The organism is Proteus columbae, from assembly GCF_002777965.1.
GTDB lineage: Bacteria > Pseudomonadota > Gammaproteobacteria > Enterobacterales > Enterobacteriaceae > Proteus > Proteus columbae.
Genome location: NZ_NGVR01000020.1, coordinates 1 through 20,001 on the forward strand (window position 1 = coordinate 1; position 20,001 = coordinate 20,001).

Annotated in this window: 16 protein-coding genes; 6 read left to right on the forward strand and 10 right to left on the reverse strand. The window is 37.1% G+C overall.

The genetic code is table 11. The annotated features are described in order from the left end of the window. Positions 1-693: 693 nt before the first annotated feature. The 4 genes from CBE70_RS08790 (at position 694) to CBE70_RS08805 (ending at position 5,199) form a co-directional block, all read left to right on the forward strand. Positions 694-2,220 (forward strand): L-lactate permease, encoded by a 1,527-nt coding sequence (locus tag CBE70_RS08790; RefSeq protein WP_100159048.1) that lies wholly within the window; start codon positions 694-696, stop codon positions 2,218-2,220. Between the two features lie 119 nt (positions 2,221-2,339). Next, entirely contained in the window at positions 2,340-3,059 is a 720-nt protein-coding gene (locus tag CBE70_RS08795; RefSeq protein ID WP_100159049.1) for a (Fe-S)-binding protein, read from the forward strand. A gap of 12 nt (positions 3,060-3,071) precedes the next feature. After that, the gene (locus CBE70_RS08800; RefSeq protein ID WP_075670932.1) at positions 3,072-4,493 is read left to right on the forward strand and encodes a LutB/LldF family L-lactate oxidation iron-sulfur protein; all 1,422 of its coding nucleotides are present in this window, start codon (positions 3,072-3,074) and stop codon (positions 4,491-4,493) included. A 1-nt stretch (position 4,494) separates the two neighbouring features. Then, on the forward strand, positions 4,495-5,199 hold the full coding sequence (locus CBE70_RS08805) for a LutC/YkgG family protein (protein WP_100159050.1): 705 nt from the start codon (positions 4,495-4,497) through the stop codon (positions 5,197-5,199). A 123-nt stretch (positions 5,200-5,322) separates the two neighbouring features. On the opposite strand, the gene umoC is transcribed toward CBE70_RS08805, so the two are convergent. Further along, entirely contained in the window at positions 5,323-5,727 is a 405-nt protein-coding gene (umoC, locus tag CBE70_RS08810; RefSeq protein WP_100159051.1) for a lysozyme inhibitor LprI family protein, read from the reverse strand. A gap of 453 nt (positions 5,728-6,180) precedes the next feature. Between umoC and CBE70_RS08815 the strand changes: the two genes are divergently transcribed. Further along, entirely contained in the window at positions 6,181-6,525 is a 345-nt protein-coding gene (locus tag CBE70_RS08815) for a DMT family protein (RefSeq protein WP_100159052.1), read from the forward strand. 406 nt (positions 6,526-6,931) lie between these two features. Further along, a complete protein-coding gene (locus CBE70_RS08820; protein WP_100159053.1) occupies positions 6,932-7,315 on the forward strand; it encodes a YkgJ family cysteine cluster protein in 384 nt (127 codons plus the stop codon). Positions 7,316-7,790: 475 nt separating this feature from the next. Here the strand turns inward: CBE70_RS08820 and CBE70_RS08825 are convergent, their stop codons facing one another. The 9 genes from CBE70_RS08825 to CBE70_RS08865 form a co-directional block, all read right to left on the reverse strand. Continuing rightward, positions 7,791-8,369 carry a DUF1287 domain-containing protein gene (locus CBE70_RS08825; RefSeq protein WP_100159054.1) on the reverse strand — a complete coding sequence of 193 codons (579 nt, stop codon included), beginning with the start codon at positions 8,367-8,369 and terminating at the stop codon, positions 7,791-7,793. 226 nt (positions 8,370-8,595) lie between these two features. Then, entirely contained in the window at positions 8,596-9,762 is a 1,167-nt protein-coding gene (locus CBE70_RS08830) for an MFS transporter (protein WP_100159055.1), read from the reverse strand. A 398-nt stretch (positions 9,763-10,160) separates the two neighbouring features. After that, positions 10,161-11,018, reverse strand: a complete 858-nt coding sequence (locus CBE70_RS08835; RefSeq protein ID WP_232797382.1) for an alpha/beta hydrolase — start codon at positions 11,016-11,018, stop codon at positions 10,161-10,163. 112 nt (positions 11,019-11,130) lie between these two features. Beyond that, positions 11,131-13,167: an IreA family TonB-dependent siderophore receptor gene (locus tag CBE70_RS08840; RefSeq protein WP_100159057.1), complete on the reverse strand. Its 2,037-nt coding sequence runs from the start codon at positions 13,165-13,167 to the stop codon at positions 11,131-11,133. A gap of 257 nt (positions 13,168-13,424) precedes the next feature. Further along, the gene (locus CBE70_RS08845) at positions 13,425-15,059 is read right to left on the reverse strand and encodes a sodium/sugar symporter (protein WP_100159058.1); all 1,635 of its coding nucleotides are present in this window, start codon (positions 15,057-15,059) and stop codon (positions 13,425-13,427) included. Positions 15,060-15,382: 323 nt separating this feature from the next. Beyond that, complete coding sequence (locus CBE70_RS08850) at positions 15,383-16,393, reverse strand: substrate-binding domain-containing protein (protein ID WP_100159059.1); 1,011 nt, start codon at positions 16,391-16,393, stop codon at positions 15,383-15,385. A 183-nt stretch (positions 16,394-16,576) separates the two neighbouring features. Beyond that, entirely contained in the window at positions 16,577-17,647 is a 1,071-nt protein-coding gene (galM, locus tag CBE70_RS08855) for a galactose-1-epimerase (RefSeq protein ID WP_100159060.1), read from the reverse strand. Next, positions 17,647-18,807 carry a galactokinase gene (gene galK, locus CBE70_RS08860; RefSeq protein WP_100159061.1) on the reverse strand — a complete coding sequence of 387 codons (1,161 nt, stop codon included), beginning with the start codon at positions 18,805-18,807 and terminating at the stop codon, positions 17,647-17,649. Before galK ends, galM begins: the two co-directional genes overlap by 1 nt. A gap of 132 nt (positions 18,808-18,939) precedes the next feature. Then, entirely contained in the window at positions 18,940-19,995 is a 1,056-nt protein-coding gene (locus tag CBE70_RS08865; protein ID WP_100159062.1) for a UDP-glucose--hexose-1-phosphate uridylyltransferase, read from the reverse strand. Positions 19,996-20,001 lie beyond the last annotated feature (6 nt).

Here is a 20,001-nt window from a genome sequence, read left to right on the forward strand (position 1 = left end):
AATATAAAAATAATATAATAAAAAATAAATCTCAATATAATAATAAAAAACAAAATAATACTGATAGTAAGATAGAGTATTATAAAAATAAAACAAACGATAATTTAAATAGTTAAGATGGCAAAATTTATAATAATTAAATATTGAAATAAAAAATGTTTAGTTTATTTTTTAATAAAATAGGTAAAAAAATAATTCATTAATTAAATTAATACTTATTTTGAGCATCGATAGTCTTTTTTACCCTGAAAAACGGTATTTTAGACTTAAATTTATCTTTTTATTACATCGCTAAAACCATCAATATCGTTCTTTTTTTCATCAAAAACCAATTTAGTAACAACATTAGCAATCCAATTACATTGATGAACATCAAAAAATACGACAATTAACAAGCAAATAATGAGAAAAAAGGAATTTCTTTATATTTGTCACACAATTGATTTTATTCTATTACATCTAAATAAATATTCCCTACAATAGCCAACTAATCTAACCTGACAATTTCCTAAGTGATGATATTTTTCATTGTTTAGGTTAGTAACTATCTTTTTTTATTTATGATTTATCGTTTCAGCAAAGTAGAGCATTAATAAAACCTAGTACCCTACACAATTATATAATGACCAACTAATAGGTTTGCCAACGCAGTTATAAACGATAAAAATTGCAAACTTAAGGATAAAAATAATCATGTCAGACTATCTATCATTCTTATTAGGCATTGTGCCTTTAGCGGTTTTGATTTTTATGATCTTAAAAATGAAATCAGCCGTTCACCATGCTGTGCTTGTATCTTTAGTGATAACTGTTGCGCTTGCTATTTTCCATTGGAACAACACCATTCAATTTGCTTCAGTCTCTGTTCTTTATGGTGCAGTTAAAGGATTGTGGCCAATCATCATCGTTATTCTTGCTGCTATTTATAGTTATAACTTAATGCTAAAAACAAGTGGCATGGATGTACTTAAAGATGTGCTGGCGGGTATAAGTGATGATAAGCGAGTGCAAGTTCTGCTTATCTCATGGTGTTTTGGTGGCTTTCTTGAGGCTGTTGCGGGTTACGGTACTGCGGTTGCCATTCCTATCGGCATTTTAATTGCACTTGGATTTGATCCTTTTAAAGCAGCAGTTGCCTCTTTAGTTGCCAATACGGTTCCTACTGCTTTTGGTGCGGTTGGTATTCCAGTTTCAATTTTGGCGCAAAACACAGGGCTTGATGTATTAGTACTGAGTAAAACGATTATTATTCAGTTGGGATTATTTAATATCGTATTGCCTTTTGTCATCGTTGCCATTGCTGGTGGTGGAATTAAAGCGATTAAAGGTGTCGGATTTATTACCTTAATGTGTGGTATCAGTACACTAATCCCTCAATATATCGTTGCTGCTAATTTAGGTGCTGAATTACCAGCGTTTGCAGGTAGCTTAGTCAGCTTAATTGTGGTTATTTTCCTTGCTAAACGCATGAAAAACAATGGTAATAAACAGAAAAATGTCAAAAAACACACTGGCAAAGAGTTGTTAGTAGCAAGTTCTATTTACCTGTTTACCTTTATCTTTATTTTAGCGTGTTCACCTTTATTCCCTACACTCCAAAGCATGGCGGGTGCGATTTCCACAAAGATCCCATTTGTATTAAGTGAAACACAAACGGAATATCAAACCATTGCTTGGTTAAGTACGCCAGGGGTATTAATTATTCTCGCCAGCTTTGTGGGGGGCACCATTCAAGGTGCAAATGTTTCAACACTTATCTCTGTTCTGGTTAAAACGACTATCCAACTGAAAAACTCCATTATTGCCATCACGGCAATCGTAGCAATGGCAACCGTCATGGATTTCAGTGGCATGATTGGCAGTATCGCTGAAACCTTAGTCGATTTCACAGGTGCTGGATTTATCTTTATTGCTCCAGTGATCGGTGCGTTAGGAACTTTCGTAACAGGTAGTGACACCAACTCGAACGTACTGTTTGGTAAGTTACAAACCAGTGCCGCAGCTAAACTTAATATTGACCCATTCATTCTGGCCGCTGCCAATACCTCTGGTGCAACAGGCGGTAAAATGATCTCACCTCAAAGTATCGCCATTGCTGTTTCAGCGACAAAAATGGATGGCCAAAGCAGCGCCATTATGCGTGAAACCTTAAAATACTGTATCGCCTACATCGTTATTCTTGGGGCGAAGATCGGCATTATTTATCATCTAATGAATTAATTAATAAGGAGAAGGGAGCGTGCTCACCCCACTTCTTTCTCCTCTTATAACGAAGCAATAAAAGAATTTTATCTTTAGCAAAAATAATAACATCTGAGCGATGTTTTGGAGTTCGATTAATGAAAGTTAATTTTTATGCGACTTGTCTTGGTGATGTGCTGAAAGCAGATTCAGCCCGAGACACCGTCTTGTTACTTGAAAAATTAGGCTGCGAAGTCTTATTTCAAGAACGCCAAGGTTGCTGTGGTCAGCCTGCGCTTAATAGCGGTTATGTAAATAACGCAAAACCCGCCATGAAATCGTTAATTGAAACATTGGAAGTGAACGACTATCCCATTATTTCACCCGCAGGCTCCTGTACTTATGCTATTAAAGGTTATCCAACTTATCTTGCTGATGAACCACAATGGGCATTACGTGCACAAGGTGTTGCCAATCGCCTTATTGATTTAACCAGCTTTATTGTTAACACCCTTGGTGTTGTTGATGTTGGCGCTCGTCTGCCAGGTAAAGCGGTTTATCACCCATCTTGCAGTTTAACCAGAAAGTTAGGTGTCGTAAGTGAGCCTTTAACGCTGTTAAAACATGTTGAAGGTCTTGAAATGTTGCCTTTTGCAAACTCAGAAACCTGCTGTGGATTTGGGGGAACTTTCTCCGTGAAGATGTCTGAAATTTCAGGCGAAATGGTAACTGAGAAAGTCAAACATATTATGGATGTGAGTCCTGATTATGTCATTGGTGCCGATACAAGCTGCTTAATCAACATTCAAGGTCGTTTAAGTCGTGAAAAACGTCCTGTAAAAGTGTTGCATATTGCACAAGTTTTAATGAGCCAATAAAGGAGCCTGCTTATGTCTATCAAAACCAGTGATATAGATTTTAGACCTCGTCTAGAACATGAAATGAAAGACACAATCATGCGTAATGCGGTTGTTATGGCGCAAGAACGTATTGGGGCTAACCGTCAAATCATGGTGAAAGAACTGGGTAATTGGGAAGAGTGGCGTGATCGTGCTGAACAAATCCGTAACCATGTTCTTGAAAACTTAGATGCTTATCTCTATCAATTATCCGAAAAAGTGACTGAAAACGGAGGCCATGTTTATTTTGCTAAAACAGCAGAGGATGCCTCTCGTTATATTTGTGAAGTTGCCAAAAAGAAAAACGCGAAGAAGATTGTAAAATCTAAATCAATGGTCACCGAAGAAATTGGGATGAATAAAGCCTTACAAAATGAAGGCATTGAGATCATCGAAACTGACCTTGGTGAATATATTCTTCAATTAGATAATGATCCACCGTCTCATATCGTGGTTCCGGCGATCCACAAAGATCGTTATCAAATTCGCAAAGTTTTAAATGAAAAACTCAATTATGAAGGCAGTGAAACGCCAGAAGACATGACGCTTTTCATTAGACAACGTATAAGACAAGATTTCCTTTCTGCTGATATTGGCGTCACTGGCTGTAACTTTGCCGTGGCTGAAACAGGTACTGTCTGTTTAGTCACCAATGAAGGTAATGCAAGGATGACCACAACATTACCTAAAACCCATATAGCGGTTATGGGTATGGAACGTGTGGCTCCAACCTTTGAAGAAGTTGATCCGTTAATAACCATGTTATGTCGTAGCGCCGTTGGTTCACGTTTAACCAGCTATAACACTTGGGTGACAGGTCCACGAGAAGCCGGCAATGTTGATGGCCCTGAAGAGTTCCATTTAGTGATTGTGGACAATGGCCGTTCTGAAATTTTAGGATCACAATTTAAAGATATTTTACGTTGTATTCGTTGTGGCGCTTGCCTAAATACATGCCCTGCTTATCGTAATATTGGTGGTCATGCTTATGGCTCTATTTATCCTGGCCCAATTGGTGCAGTAATTTCACCACTATTAGGGGGTTATAAAGATTTCCACGATCTCCCTTATGCATGTTCACTATGTAACGCTTGTAATGTGGTTTGCCCAGTCAAAATTCCTTTAGCCCAACTGATTTTAAAACATCGCCGTGTAATGGCAGAAACAGGCCTTACACCAAAAGCAGAACGTCGAGTTACAGGTATGTTTAACTACCTCAATTCACACCCTGCCCTTTGGAAAGTAGGTATGAATGTCGGTGCAAAAATGGCGGGATTAATGATCAAAAATGGTTCTACACCAATCAAAATAAGTGTTCTTAATGATTGGATGGAATCGCGTGATCTCCCTAAACCTGATGGTTATAGCTTCCGTAGTTGGTTTAAACGCCATAAAGCAGAAGGAAAAAAATAATATGTTAAACGAACAAAACCGTAATGAATTTCTGCAAACTATTGCTGAAAAATTAGGGCGTCCTATTGCGCATAAGCCACAACCACAACCTACACCGGTGAATGATTTAGCGAAAACACGCTTAACTAATTTGACTCAAGATGAACTGTGCAAAGAATTTACTGACTTTGCACAGACTCAAATGGTGAAATGTGTTGTTAGCAAACCAGATGAAGTTATTAATAGCTTAATTGAGCTATGTGAAAGTTATGATTGTAAAGGCTCGGTGGTAATAAGTGGTGATGAGCGTTTAGATGCACTTGGCGTCACAAAAGCGGTTAGCGAAAAATATGAAACTTATATTTGGGATCCTACACTTGGGCATGAAAATATTGTTCATGCTGAACGCTCTCAAATCGGGATTGTTTTTGCTGAAGCGGGATTAACGGAATCTGGTGGGATTGTTCTATTTTCGTCTCCAGAGAAAGGGCGTGCCGTGAGTTTACTACCTGAAACCTCAATTGTAATCCTACGCAAAAGCGATATTTTACCTCGTGTGGCTCAAATTGCTGAGCGTTTACATAAGATGGCTCAAGAAGGTGTGAGAATGCCGTCTTGTATCAATTTAATTGGTGGTGCAAGTTCTACTGCTGACATTGAATTGATTAAAGTATGGGGTGTTCATGGCCCTGTACATGCAGCTTATCTGATTATTGAAGATTGCTAATTCAAGATAAAATAACGTTAAAACGATAACAATATAGCTAACAGTCAGAGTCGCTCATCGACTCCTTAATCAAACCCAAAAGATAAGTTAATGGCTTTTGGGTTTTTCTCTATTATTTACCAATTAATTATTCAATAAAACTTTTGCTCTCCATTGATTTAATTTTATTTCACATGCAAGTAAAACATCTCCTGCTCCCGAACCCCCCATTAATAATGCGGATTGTCGTTGGCATTCAGCGCTTCTAAATTGAATAAAATGCTGTTGAGAACTGGCTAATGCATCAATGGCGCTCTTTGCTGCAACAGAATCAGTATCTTCAAGATCACTCTTACTTTTGTCATAAATGACATTCATTTGCTGTTCTGTCAGTTTTAACTCATCCAATAAACAAGCTTGCACTGCTGTTCTCGGCTCGTTTGCGGTCACTTCATAACATTTTGCTAAAGGATCGTATTTACCTTGTGCCGAAGAAAAAAAGCTAACTGTAAGTAAACTACAAGAGATCAGAAATAAACTTATCTTCACACGAACTCCTTATAGAAATTTATAATAAAATTTATGTTCAACATAATGTATAAAATAACTAATATCACATCTATTAGTGCGAACAGCATCATTTTAGGATATATCGTATCTTACTCGATAAATTTAAATTTCAATCGAGTAATAATAAGAAAATATTATTAATATCTTTTTAATTTAAACGTATTCTGCTTATTCTTTATCAAATAAATATTATTTAACACAATATCAATAGATTGAAACTCAACCAATAATTTAAAAAATAGTCATTTGCTACTTTAACTTTACGTTTAATCGATAAAATCACAAATTTCCTTATACAAAAAAAATCCTGCCATTTTAATTTTCACTATTTTTTTCTTGGCATAGCAATAGAAAACCCTCTTTTTTTACAGTAATCTCATACCATTCTTATTGGCAATTTTTTGCCTAAAAACAACCAGTGGTATCACCAATATGCTCTACAAATTTACCCCCATTGTTCTTCTCATAATTTCCAACGTTTTTATGACATTTGCTTGGTATGGACATCTAAAATATGGCAATAAATCCCTTATTGTTGTCATTATTTTAAGCTGGTTAATTGCATTTGTTGAATACTGTTTTGCAGTACCCGCAAATCGCATTGGTCATAATTACTACAGTGCAGCAGAATTAAAAACCATACAAGAAGTGATCACATTAACCATTTTCGCTATTTTTTCTGTCACTTACTTGGGAGAAAATTTTACATTAAATCATTTTATTGGTTTTCTTTTAATTGGTGCAGGTGCTTTATTTATTTTCAAAGGCCCTTTTTAGAAAAACCTATTAGTAGATATCGTTAGCTCATTTTTCCAGCATGTTATCTACGCTTGTTTTGTTATCACCTTATCAAAACTGATAAGGTTTTTTTTATTCAAAATCTCACTTTATGATTATTTTTAATACTATTTATAGTGTGGTTTTTACGGAGAATTAAATAACACCACCTCTCATCATTAAGTTATATAGTCTGCTCAGAGTATTTTCACAAAATAATAGTCTGTTTTGTAATAAAAATATTCTATCTGTAGAAACATTTCTCTTGAAAAATATTTTTCATTCGGCGCATAATGATTGCTCTAAGAGAAGCATCGTTTCTCTGTCTTTTTTTGCCTCTCTTAAACTACCGCACCCTTAAAACGTGCGTTTTGTCACTTTAACGTCAGATAAAATGGTATCTGGTATGAGCAAACATTCTAACGATTTTATTTATATGCAGGATAATCCCTGTATGCATTGTGGTGCTTGTTGCGCCTATTTTAGAGTTTCGTTCTATTGGGCAGAAATGGTAAGTGGTGGAGGCGTGGTTCCAGATGAATTAACAGAACCATTAACGCCTTTTCTCTCTTGTATGAAAGGAACGAATTCTAAAAAACCACGCTGTGACAAACTGATTGGTGAAGTTGGGGAGTGTGTAAGCTGCTCTATTTACGAACAACGTCCTTCTCCTTGTCGTGAGTTTCAACAATCTTGGGTAAATGGCATTCCTAATGAAGCTTGTGATCGTGCGAGAGCGGCTTATGGTTTACCGCCATTAACTCACATCATCTTACCTCACAGCGCGTAAGACATCAGAGGGGTTAAGCCCCTCCTGATCATTTAGTAACATCCAACACGCTTTTTTATAAAAAATAAAACAACACCACAAAAAATCATTATTAAATAATACGTTAGTTTGACTTTATTTTTAAACAACCTAGTATATAAGGTAATGAATTAATAACGCATATTTAGTGAGGTTTTTTATTTAAAAATAGCAACATATTTGGAGGGTATTATGATCAGCAGCTCTTTTTTTATCCTTTTCCTTTCTTTTATCTGTTCTACTGCTGTCGTTAGTATGTTACTCGGTGGCTTAGAGGAATGATTATGAATATTTCTGATGAAAATATTCTTCCCCAGAAATAATGCCCATACTTTACATAAAATCAGTATGGGCATTATTTTACTTATCGCTTAAATTTAGATTTATTTTCACTATTATTATTTTTATTCTATTTTTTATAAAAAACTAAATATCCCAATTTTCCTCATTTACCTATTTAGTAGGTAAAATGCCCTGTTATTTTCCATGAAAATAAAACATCCTCAGCGACTTGCCCAAACCCAATATTATGCATAACTAGATAGCGCTGGTTATCCCAGCTTTTTTCATTTACTACAATGCCAATATGAGGTCGCCCATTATCTAGACGCCAGCTAACAATATCGCCCGGTACATAGTCTTCTGCATTTTTTGTAATCGGTTTTACTTTCCCTTTTCGTGTGAAAAAGACTTCTAAGTTGGGAACTCTACGGTGATCAATATTTGTATCGGGTTTATTCAATCCCCACATTCGTTTACTGGGGTAAGCGGAAAAATTGGCTTTAATATCTTCATGTAATAATTTTTGTAAATCGATATCAATTCCACGATAACTACGAATAATCACATCACTACATACTCCTTTATAAGCAGGCACGTCCCCCATTGGGTAGTCTATTTTACGATAATCAGAATCGTAAAATACGGCTCTAGGTAAGTCGGCAGCATACTCCACCAGCTTTTTATTTTGTTCTGAAGTTATCGCTTGAGCATTTGAAAAGGGAATAATGAGTAAGAGTAAAACGGTAATTTTCATTATTTTCACTGTCTGTTCTCCATGAAAAAGTTAAATCCATTATTTAAGAAAGGAATAACGTTATCTGTTTATACTGATAAAGCACAGCATAAAAATATCAGGGAAGTCTTAATTCGTTTTTAGATTAGTTTTTAGAGTAAAGATAAAAAAACCGAGCCACCTTTTGGTAAGCTCGGTCGATAAATAAGAGAAAAAATAAGAAAGAGAACAAGTAAGAGAAAACAGTTTAGTTCAACACAATATGGCTTTTACGGCGTAAACTTGCAAAGAGCATATAAATTGCCGTCACTAATAAAACCACAAAGAAGAAATTCATAATGCCGTTATTGGCTTGTGCCATAAACATCCCTGCTCCTAAAGGCCCAATAGCGGAGCCAATGCTATAACTTAATAGCATCACTTGTGTAATAGCGACAATGTAACTCGCATTCACATGGTCACATGCCAATGTAATAGCGATCGGATAAAGTGCAAAAGATGACATTCCCAATAGCGCTAGTGCAATAATGAGCACCATATAATCGCTAGAAAGGTAAGTCAGTCCCATGGCAAAAACGCCCACTAAACACATCATCGCTAATAACAGTGTCTTGCTTATCATCACAGACAATTTGCTAATAATAGGCTGGATCACCATTCCGCCTAAAATAATTGCTGCCATCAACACACCTATTTGGTCTGTTGTAAATTGCCCTTGATTTAAAGCCAATGGCATCATGCCATAAATACTGCCCATCACAACGCCAGACACCATACAGCCGACTAACGCTGCTTTATTTAATCGGCTCATCTGCTTGAGTGACAAACTTTTATGACAGTGCCCTTGTGGTTGCCCTTGTTTAAAAAGCAGAGGCGGTAATACGGCAATGAGTAACAAAACTAAAATCGCCATAAACGGAATAGCGCCTTGCGTACCAATCGCACCAATCGCCAATTGCCCTAATGTTGTGCCACCATAAAGCGAGGTCATATAAAAACCTAAGCGTTTAGCTCGCTCTTTAGGATTATCGCCAATTAATAGCCATGACTCGACAACAACAAATATACCTGCAACAGCCATACCACCAATAAAACGGAAAACCATCCATGCTGATAAATAAGGCATAAAAGGCAACACACCGACAGTCACTGCCAGTAATAATAAAAATACAACGAAAGAAAGACGATGCCCTATTCTTGCAATAATAGGTTCTATCATGACTGAACCTATTAACAATCCAATAAAATAAATACTTGCTAACCAACTGGCATAGAGTGTATCCATTCCAAAACTGCTCATAGACAGTGGAATTAAACTCATTAAATAGCCTGACGCGATAGCAAATACCGTTAACCCAGCCACAGGTACTAATGTACTGTCGCCTTTGCGTACCAAAGTAGTGTTCTGTTTCACTACCCTCGTCTCCACAATCAAAACGGTTGATGATGCGCTGTTTTCTCGATGCCTGATAGAGGCTGTTCTTTTATCTAGGAAAGATAAAAGAAACAAAGGTGAAAACAGTGGATGGCGTCCCAAAATTCAGGAGACGCGAATATAGCGTTTAAATGATGATAAATAAAATTATAAAATCTAATGTCAGAAAACAATTTTATTTATATCAATCATGATTATCGTCTTTTTCTACCAAAAGGAAATAGCTCTAATCTAATATTTATTTTTATTAAATGATAAGTATTTTTTATTAAGAAAATTACGATTAAATACGTACTAAATAAAATAGAAATAATAAATATTCATTACTATCCTATCGTTACTCGATAGGATAGCTAAAAACGAAGAGATGGTTTTGTTTATTCTACACTTTTTTCTAAAGCAATATTAATCGCATCAGGAATTGAACCACCATGACCTTTACCCTCAAACAGATAAAACTCACACTGTTTTCCCGCTTCCGATAAATATTGGCACAACTGACGTTGCGTTAACCAGCTACTACGCTCTTGATAATTTTTCTGTTGTTCTTCACTTAATCGGCTTAAATCTGGGTTTTCTTCTTTTTCACCCAAGGCTATTGTAATAGAAATATCATTAGGAATAGCTTGCCACTGCTCTTTTTTCACCCATTCGCCTTTTCCCCACCATAATGATGGGCTTGCTGCGATATAACGTTGAAATGTTTCTGGATGATTGAATAAAACATAGAGGGTAAATACACCACCGAAAGAGTGACCAAACAGCGATTGCTGAGTAATCGAAACTTTCTCTTTGGCGAGTTGCTCTAACGCATAAGGTCTTACTTGCGTTAAGAAAAATTGATAAAAATTCTCTGCATTTCCGCCTCGGCTAAATGCTTCTCCTGTTGCATTCGGTGTGTAATCATGCGTTCTTTCTGTAATAAAATAGGCTTTATCACCCACATACCCCACACTGATAATTGCAGGCAACGGCTTATTTTTCTGTTTTATGGCTTCGTTTACCATCAACGGAAACTGAGCATTTCCATCAACACTATAAATTAGTGCTGTCTTAGTGGTGTTTTTAGGAATAGCCAAAAAGAGGCGATATTGTTTTCCTTCATATGCCACTTCTTTATTTGTAATTTGATAATAAGAGTGAGCCTGAGACTCAATTTCAGGAACTTCTTGGTTAGGTCTAGCTTGAGCCACCGCAGATAACATAATCATTCCACATAACATTAGTATTCGCATAAATCAGATACTCTGTCGGTAATTTAAAAAATGAACCATTAAGATGAAAATAATAGAGAGGCATAAAAAAATAAACCCCATATTTAATGGGGTTTATTTCATTTAAGATCGATTAAAAGCTATATTTAATATTTGCCCAATAGCGACGACCTTCATCGACAACCCAGTTACCGCCTTTATCATTTACAGCAGGACCTGTTTCATCTGTAATATTTAATACTGCTAAATTCAGCATGGTATTTTTATTAAAGTTGTAAGTAGCCCCTAAATCAAAGGTGGTGTACCCACTACGATAACGCGCCCCAGTGTAACCATTACGCTGTGCTGCCCAAATTTGTTTTCCGGTATAAGCGGTATTGGCATAAAAACTGGTGGCTTCATCAAACTGCCAATCAATTCGTGCATTGGCGCTGTGTTTTGGTGTTAAGTCTAATGGGTAGCCTTTTAAGGATTCACCTGAACCTAGTTTTTCATCATCACTTTTACGCTCTGAGTCGATATAGGTGTAGTTTGCATTGACATGCCAACTTTCCGTAATTGGGAAACCGACTGCTGTTTCAATCCCTTTAATATTCGCTTTACCGACATTATCGTATTGATACAGTTTTAAACCTGTAATTGGGTCTATTTCACCGGTGTCATAATTCGTTAGCTTATCTTTAAAATCAGTATTAAAGAAAGTCACACTTGCAGTAAAACCATCCCCATTATCATAACCAATACCAATTTCTTGGCTAACTGATGTTTCAGGTTTTAAATCACGATTACCGTACATAATCGCACGGCCTTTTTCAGTTGAAGTGCCGTATTCAGGGCTGATTTCACGTAAACTTGGTGCTTTAAAGGCTTTCGCCACACCGCCTTTTAAAGTGAATTCATCCGTTAAATGATAAACGGCATAGGCTCTTGGGCTCCAGTGATTACCGTAATATTCATGATCATCAAGACGCACACCGCCAGTTAACGCGAGGTTGTCTGTTACGCTATATTCATCTTCAAGGAATAATGCTTTTTGATCAGCGGTAATAGTAGATTGCTTAATGCCAGAGCCAGTGGATGATTCATCTTTTAAACGTGAATATTGATATTGACCACCAAAGGTCATCACATTATCAGGTAAGAATGCAGTAAATTTAGCATCAAAAACAGTATTGGTAATTTCAGGACGACGATCTTCGTAATACTCTTCACGCTCCTTCGTCGTTTTATCAATCATTTCTGTTTTGGTGATGCGTTTAGTCTGTTCTTGATAAACACTTAGTTCTGAATGCAAAATATCAAACTGATTTTTATAGGTTAATGCCCAGTGATTACGGTCATTATTGGTTTCCAGCATTTTATTTTCATCCGCTTTTCCACCACGGATAGTAAATTCGCTCATGGATTTACCCGGCGTCGTTGTACGTTGTAACGTATTGCGACCCGCTTCTAATAAAATGGTTTGATTATCAGTCGGTGTGAATGCCAATTTTGCCGTAATGTTTTTATTATCATTACGACCTTGACCATAAGTGATTTTATCTTCGGCACGTAAATAGCTACTGCCGTAAAGCTGTAAGCCTAATTTATCTTCAATTAAAGGCCCTGAAAGATAAAAATCACCATTAATAGAATCGCCTGCATCACGGTTATGTTGCAATGTACCGCCAAGTGCAACAGAGCCATGCCACTCTTTTGTTACTGGTTTCGTGATGATATTGATAACACCACCCATCGCATCTGAACCATACAGAGATGACATTGGTCCACGAATAACTTCTATGCGTTCAATCGCATCTGCGGGTGGAATAAAACCACCTTCATAGCCACCACTCCCATTAGGGCGCGACTCACGGCTATTTTGGCGACGACCATCAACAAGAATAAGTGTGTATTCGCCTGGTAAACCACGCATCGTGATTTCTTGTTTATTAGCATTACCATTAATGCTAACGCCTTCAACACCTTTTACAGCGTCGGCTAAATCATGAACGGGTTTTTTAGCGAGTTGCTCTTTGCTGATCACAGTGATACTTGCTGGTGCATCTGTAATTTGTTGAGCAAACCCTGATGCTGATACAACAAGTTTTTCTTCTTTGTTTTCTTGTGCATACAGCGGGTAAGAGGCAGATAAAATACAGGCAGTTAAAACGCCCATTTTAAAGTTCATAGAGATCCCCTGAATCCATAATATTTATAATAATGAGAATGATTAATATTATCTTAATCAAATAATCATGAGAATGATTTTCTTTTCATATTTAGTGTTTTTTTTTAATCTGTATCAAAGCAAATTAGTGCTATTCCTATTAAGTACAGAAACAGCAGATCCTGAGTACAAAAAAAGCAGATGGCATAACCATCTGCTTTGTATCGTTTTGTAGGGTATTTTTAGATTTAGAAAATTAACAAATTACAATCTTGTGATTACCAGAATACGGCATAAAGCACACACAAAATGACCATAATGGCATAAGAAGCAATATTGAATCCGCTTTGTGTTTTAAAGGTTTTATCTGTTAATGCAATCGCCCCTACACTGTCATCCGTTTTAGTCGAGGTTAAACTCACTAAAGCAATCACAACCGTTGTAAACATAAAGGTGTACATCATTTGATCAAGGAATGGCATACCTAATGGCATTAATTTTAGGAATAATGCAAACGGTATAGATAAAACCACACCAATGATTGCACCTTTTGCATTCGTTTTTTTCCAGAATAAACCTAGCAGGAATACCGCTAAAATTCCTGGGCTGACTAAGCCTGTATATTCCTGAATATATTGGAATGCCTGATCGATACCACCTAATAATGGCGCAATAAAGCAAGCAATAATTAGAGCAACAACGGCGCTAATACGACCTACGTTCACTAAACGTGTTTCAGACGTTTTTGGCCCAATATACTCTTTATAGATATCCATCGTGAAAATAGTCGCGATAGAGTTAAGCATCGATGCCAAAGATGAAACTATTGCAGCAGCAAGTGCAGCAAAAACAATACCTTTTGCGCCTACAGGTAAGAACTGAGTTAACCAAGGATAAGCTTTATCTGCTTGTGATAATGTTGGAATATGCTCTTGTGCCATTGTACCTAAACCCGCCATTAATTCAGGGTTAGTCGTAATAACAAATGCAGCAATACCCGGCACAACGACAAGAACAGGCACTATGAGTTTTAAGAATGCAGCAAACACTAGCCCTTTTTGCGCTTCATTTATAGACTTAGCTGCTAAAGCACGCTGAATAATGTATTGGTTAAAGCCCCAATAATAGAGATTAGCAACCCATAAACCACCAATCAGTACTGCGATCCCCGGTAAGTTCATAAATTGCGGATTATCTTTCTCTAAGATCATTTTAAAGTGATCAGGCGCGGCTTGTGTCATTTTGCTTAAACCTTCCATGATCCCACCATCTCCACCAATATAGCTGACGGCTAATACAGTGGTAAATAAACCACCAAGGATAAGGAAGAACACTTGTACCACGTCTGTCCACGCAACAGCAGAAAGCCCGCCATAGAGTGAGTAGATAACAGCAAATAATGCTAAACCAATAATGGCATACATCATTGGTACGCCAAGGATGGTTTCTAATGCCAATGAACCTAAATAAAGTACCGATGTTAAGTTAACAAAGATAAATAATGCCAGCCAGAACACTGCAAGAATGGTTTTTAAGTTACGGCTTTTAAAACGATTCTCGACAAATTCTGGAATGGTATAAATACCCTTTTCGATAAAGACAGGTAAAAAGTATTTAGCAACAATAATTAATGTCAGTGCTGCCATCCATTCATAAGAAGCGATAGCAAGACCAATGGAGAAACCAGAACCTGACATTCCAATAAATTGTTCTGCTGAAATATTAGCGGCAATAAGCGAAGAACCAATTGCCCACCAAGGAAGAGTTTTACCTGCTAAGAAGTAGTCCTTTGTTCCTTTTTTCTCACCATCCTTTGAACGAGAAACCCATAACCCTAGACTAATAATGATAACGACATAGAGGGCAAAAATTGCATAGTCTATTGTGCTTAACCCAACACCTTCTGTATGCATAATATTTTCCTTTCAGACCCATAGAGAGAATAGGATTTTAATGTAAACGTTTTCACGGTCTTTTTCCGTTACTCTGTTCACAATTTTATCGCTTATGTTACGTAAATGGATCATAAAATAGGAAAACAAACGATTACCATAACGAGTAAAGCAATATTTAAGCTTAAAACACGATGATGGTTTTATTTTATAAATTTCCGACATTAAAATAATCGTTTAAAAAAGCTCTACAAATGATAACGATTACACCAGTTGGTTAAGTATGACCTCTTAATGTGAAGATCATTAAGAGGCTCAACTAGATTAAAAAGTAAATGAGGTAATTAAGAGAGGTGACTAAGATTAAAAACGGAATTACGTTGAACTAATGTTGGCGAAAAAATGCGTTGTTTTTGCTCTAGTACTTCCCCTTTAGAAAGCCTGATAGCGAGTGTTGCGGCTTGTTCTGCCATCATTTGTACGGGATAACGCACTGTGGTTAAACGAGGGTGAATATAGCGTGCAATTAATACGTCATCAAAGCCAATAACTGAGATTTTTTCAGGCACAGGGATTTCATTTTCATCCAAAACAGATAAAGCCCCTGCTGCCATAAAATCGTTGTAAGTCACTACGGCTGTAAAATCGATAGATTTCGTTAGCAGATGCATCATTGCTTTTTCACCGCCTTCACCTTCAGGCTCACCATACTCAATATAGCTTTCTGGCAATGAGATATTATTAGCTTCTAATGCAGCTTTATAACCAGCAAGGCGCTGAGTTGTATCTTCAATATGATGAGTAGATGAAATATATGCGATTTTAGTATGGCCTTGACGAATAAGATGCTCTGTTGCCATCCATGCCCCTTTATAATTATCTAAAGCGACACAACGTTCGGCAATTTCAGGAATAAAACGGTTAATCAATACCATGCTTTTAACTTCATGCGCATAAGCCAGCAACTCTTCATCAGAAAGTGCCTTTGAATGAATAACCAAACCATCACAGCGACTATTAATCAATAACTCGATAGATTGTCGCTCATCTTGAGCATCATGATAACCATTACAGACTAAGATGTGCTTCCCTGATTGTCTTGCAACGTTATCAACCGCTTTAACGAGAGTGCCAAAAAAGGGATCAGAAACGTCATGCACTAAAACACCCAAAGTTTGCGTACTTTGGCTAACCAAAGCCCTTGCTGCCGCATTAGGTCGATAGCCTAGCTTTTGCATCGCGACATTAACGGTTTCGATAGATGTTTGACTTGCTTTCGGCGAGTTATTAATGACTCTAGATACAGTCGCGACAGAAACCCCTGCTTCTTTCGCTACATCTTTGATAGTCGCCATATCCACCCCTTATGGATCACCTTTATTCATGGTTAAGAAATAACGAACCGTTAATCTACAAACAAAGAAAAAAGAGAGTAATAGAATTTAAGTGGCTTGATTATCAGCGAAGATGTGAAATTTAAAAAGTAAAAAGATCAAATAAATAGTGAAAAGGAAAGCGTTTACACTTTCCTTTTGTGGTTACGAGTAAAACTTATAGATTGTTTGGCTATTCCACGCGGTATTTGCAGGTAAAATACCTTGGTTTTCATGCCATTCTGGATGATTAGGGCCATCTGGGAAATATTGTGTTTCTAATGCTAATCCGGAGTAATTGCCGTAATGACGACTCTTTCCTCTAGTTCCAACCAAAAAGTTACCTGTATAGAACTGGACAGAAGGCATTGTTGTAAAAACATCCATTTTAAGTTCGCCTTCAGGGGCAATAACGGTCGCAATAGGGGTTTTATCCTCAATCGCTTTCTTATCCAAAATAAACGTATGATCGTAACCATTTGCAGCTTTTTGGCACTCATCAGCCATAAAATCAAGACCAACACGTTTTAATTTACGAAAATCAAATCCTGTTCCTATTACGCTTGCAAACTCTCCCGTAGGAATATTGCCTTTACCATTTTTTAAATAATGAGTCGCACAAATTTTTAAATCATGCTCAAGTGCAGTGCGCTCAGTATGTTCACCCGCAAGATTGAAATAAGCATGATTAGTTAAACTTAATGGCGTAGTTTTATCGCTCATCGCCTGATAATCAATACACACTTCATTATTATCTGTCAGTGTATAGGTCACGCTTACTTTCACCGTACCGGGAAAACCTTGGTCACCATCATTTGAAATTAGTGAAAAAGTGACGGATTGAGAAGATTGTGCGGTGATCCCCCAGCGAATATAGCTAAAGTTTTGCTTACCACCATGTAAGGTATTTTTACCTTCATTCGCACTAATTTTATATTCTTGCCCCTCTAATACAAACTTCGCCCCTGCAATACGATTAGCAAAACGCCCAACCGTTGCGCCTAAATACGCTGTTTGTTGTTTATGGGCATTCATATCCGCAGAGCCTAATAACACATCTCGACGATATCCATTAACTGGTACAATACAGGTTAACCAAGTTGCACCAATATCCATTAAAGAAATAGACATACCAAAACGATTTTTAAGCACCACTATTTGCGCAGATCTTCCATCTGATGCTGGTTGTGCTGTCATTTGTTCAGGTTCAAAAAAACGAAGCTCATTAGTCGCCATTATTTTGCCTCCGAATAGCCCGCTCCTTGGCTTGCAGAGCAGACATAGATAGTTTCTTTTAATCCCGTTTTAGCCTCATATTGCGCCTTAACAGAATCAACGACTTTATCAACTAAATCTGGTGTCACTAATGCTACGACACAACCGCCAAATCCACCACCTGTCATTCTTACACCACCACGATCACCAATCACCGATTTCACGATTTCAACCAATGAATCAACCTCGTTGACTGTGATTTCAAAATCATCGCGCATTGAGTGATGTGATTGCATCATTAACTGACTCAATGTGGTTAAATCACCATGGCGTAAAGCTTCTGCCGCATCTAATGTACGGCTATTTTCAGTGATAACATGACGAGCTCGACGATAAACCACGTCACTCATTAATGCTTTTTTAGCAAGTAAATCATCTAATGTGGCATCTCTTAATGCAGTCACATTTAGAATACGAGCGGCTTCTTCACACTGTTGACGACGAGTATTGTACTCACTATCCACTAAGCCACGCTTTTTATTGGTGTTGATAATCATCACGACCATATTTTCTGGCATTGTTACTGCCAACGTTTCTAATGAACGACAGTCGATTAATAGTGCATGATTTTCTTCACCACAAGCCGAAATAAGCTGATCCATAATGCCACAGTTACAACCAACAAATTGGTTTTCTGCTTTCTGGCCATTTAATGCAATCTCTTTTTGGCTAATAGGTAATTGATAAAGTGTTTTAAGCGTTTGACCAATGGCAACTTCTAACGCGGCAGAAGAACTTAATCCTGCACCTTGAGGAACATTTCCAGATATTGCGATATCCATACCATAAAAAGAATAGTTATCTTTTTGTAGAAAATGAATAACACCTCGAACGTAATTAGCCCACATTTTATTAGGTAAAAACTCAATGGTATTATCGAGGCTAAATTCATCCACTTCATTTTGATAATCAACCGCAATGACACGAATAGTATTATCTTCTCGTTTTGCAGCGGCAACGACCATTTGATAATTAATGGCGCAAGGTAAAACAAACCCATCATTATAATCAGTGTGTTCGCCAATAAGATTTACCCTACCTGGCGCTTGAATAAAATGTGTAGGTACGTAGCCAAAAATAGATGAAAATGAACGAGTCACATTATTAATAAGTGCCTGCATAATAAATCCTTAGCTTAAAATTAAGTAATAAAAACCCCACCACATCATTATGTAAATAATGAGATGTTCGATTTAATTTATTTCGTGCGCAAAAAGCAGATTAATTAAAATACCTTGCTATATTGCAGGTCATTAACATTGCTCTTTATAATGAATGTCACTTGATTGACGTAAATTATTCGCAGCTTGTTCTGGCGTTAGATCTCTTTGCGATTCTGCCAGCATTTCATATCCCACCATATATTTACGCACAGTGGCTGAACGCAATAATGGCGGATAATAAAGCGCATGTAATTGCCAGTGATCGACATTTCTATCATCTTTAAAAGCTGGCGCAAAATGCCATCCCATTGAATAAGGGAAAGAACAGTGGAATAAATTATCATAACGACTTGTTAATTTTTTCATTGCAATAGCAAGATCATCTCGCTGAGCACTATTTAATTCACTCATTCTTCGAATATGTGCTTTAGGTAATAACATCGTTTCATAAGGCCAAGAAGCCCAATAAGGTACTACCGCCAGCCAATGCTCTGTTTCAACTACGGTACGACTTGTATCTTTACACTCAGCATCAACATAATCGATTAATAGATTGCGCCCGTATTTTTCAAAATAAGCTTTTAATTGCGTATCTTTTCGCGCTAATTCATTAGGCAAAAAATCACTCGCCCAAATTTGTCCATGAGGATGAGGTTGAGAGCATCCCATCGTTTCGCCTTTATTTTCGAATACTTGAACCCAAAGATATTCTTTGCTGAGTTCTTCTATTTGATTATCCCAAGTATCAACGATTTTACGTAAGCTACTGACAGGTAATTCAGGAATAGTTTTTCCATGATCAGGTGAAAAACAGACGACTCGACTAATTCCTCTTACTGTTTGGGTTTGAAATAAAGGATTTGATGAAGGCTCAACATGATATTCGTCTTGCAACAACGCAGAGTGGTCATTATTAAAGACATACGTTCCTGTGTAATCTAGATTTTTATCCCCAGAGACACGGGTGTTGTTTGGACACAAATAACAGTGAGGATCATAAGAGGGAAGTGTCGCAATCTGAGGCTTTTCATCTTTGCCATTCCAAGGTCGTTTCGCTCTATGTGGTGAAACTAAAATCCACTGGCCAGTTAGCGGATTATAACGACGATGAGGATGTTCAACAGGATCAAAAATCAGTTTTGACATAACCTT

What these genes read in the sequence shown, in the direction of transcription:
- CBE70_RS08790 (WP_100159048.1), top strand. Translation starts at nt 694, where the DNA reads ATGTCAGACTATCTATCATTCTTATTAGGCATTGTGCCTTTAGCGGTT.
- CBE70_RS08795 (WP_100159049.1), top strand. Translation starts at nt 2,340, where the DNA reads ATGAAAGTTAATTTTTATGCGACTTGTCTTGGTGATGTGCTGAAAGCA.
- CBE70_RS08800 (WP_075670932.1), top strand. Translation starts at nt 3,072, where the DNA reads ATGTCTATCAAAACCAGTGATATAGATTTTAGACCTCGTCTAGAACAT.
- CBE70_RS08805 (WP_100159050.1), top strand. Translation starts at nt 4,495, where the DNA reads ATGTTAAACGAACAAAACCGTAATGAATTTCTGCAAACTATTGCTGAA.
- CBE70_RS08815 (WP_100159052.1), top strand. Translation starts at nt 6,181, where the DNA reads ATGCTCTACAAATTTACCCCCATTGTTCTTCTCATAATTTCCAACGTT.
- CBE70_RS08820 (WP_100159053.1), top strand. Translation starts at nt 6,932, where the DNA reads ATGAGCAAACATTCTAACGATTTTATTTATATGCAGGATAATCCCTGT.
- CBE70_RS08825 (WP_100159054.1), bottom strand. Translation starts at nt 8,369, where the DNA reads ATGAAAATTACCGTTTTACTCTTACTCATTATTCCCTTTTCAAATGCT.
- CBE70_RS08835 (WP_232797382.1), bottom strand. Translation starts at nt 11,018, where the DNA reads ATGCGAATACTAATGTTATGTGGAATGATTATGTTATCTGCGGTGGCT.
- CBE70_RS08840 (WP_100159057.1), bottom strand. Translation starts at nt 13,167, where the DNA reads ATGAACTTTAAAATGGGCGTTTTAACTGCCTGTATTTTATCTGCCTCT.
- CBE70_RS08845 (WP_100159058.1), bottom strand. Translation starts at nt 15,059, where the DNA reads ATGCATACAGAAGGTGTTGGGTTAAGCACAATAGACTATGCAATTTTT.
- CBE70_RS08850 (WP_100159059.1), bottom strand. Translation starts at nt 16,393, where the DNA reads ATGGCGACTATCAAAGATGTAGCGAAAGAAGCAGGGGTTTCTGTCGCG.
- galM (WP_100159060.1), bottom strand. Translation starts at nt 17,647, where the DNA reads ATGGCGACTAATGAGCTTCGTTTTTTTGAACCTGAACAAATGACAGCA.
- galK (WP_100159061.1), bottom strand. Translation starts at nt 18,807, where the DNA reads ATGCAGGCACTTATTAATAATGTGACTCGTTCATTTTCATCTATTTTT.
- CBE70_RS08865 (WP_100159062.1), bottom strand. Translation starts at nt 19,995, where the DNA reads ATGTCAAAACTGATTTTTGATCCTGTTGAACATCCTCATCGTCGTTAT.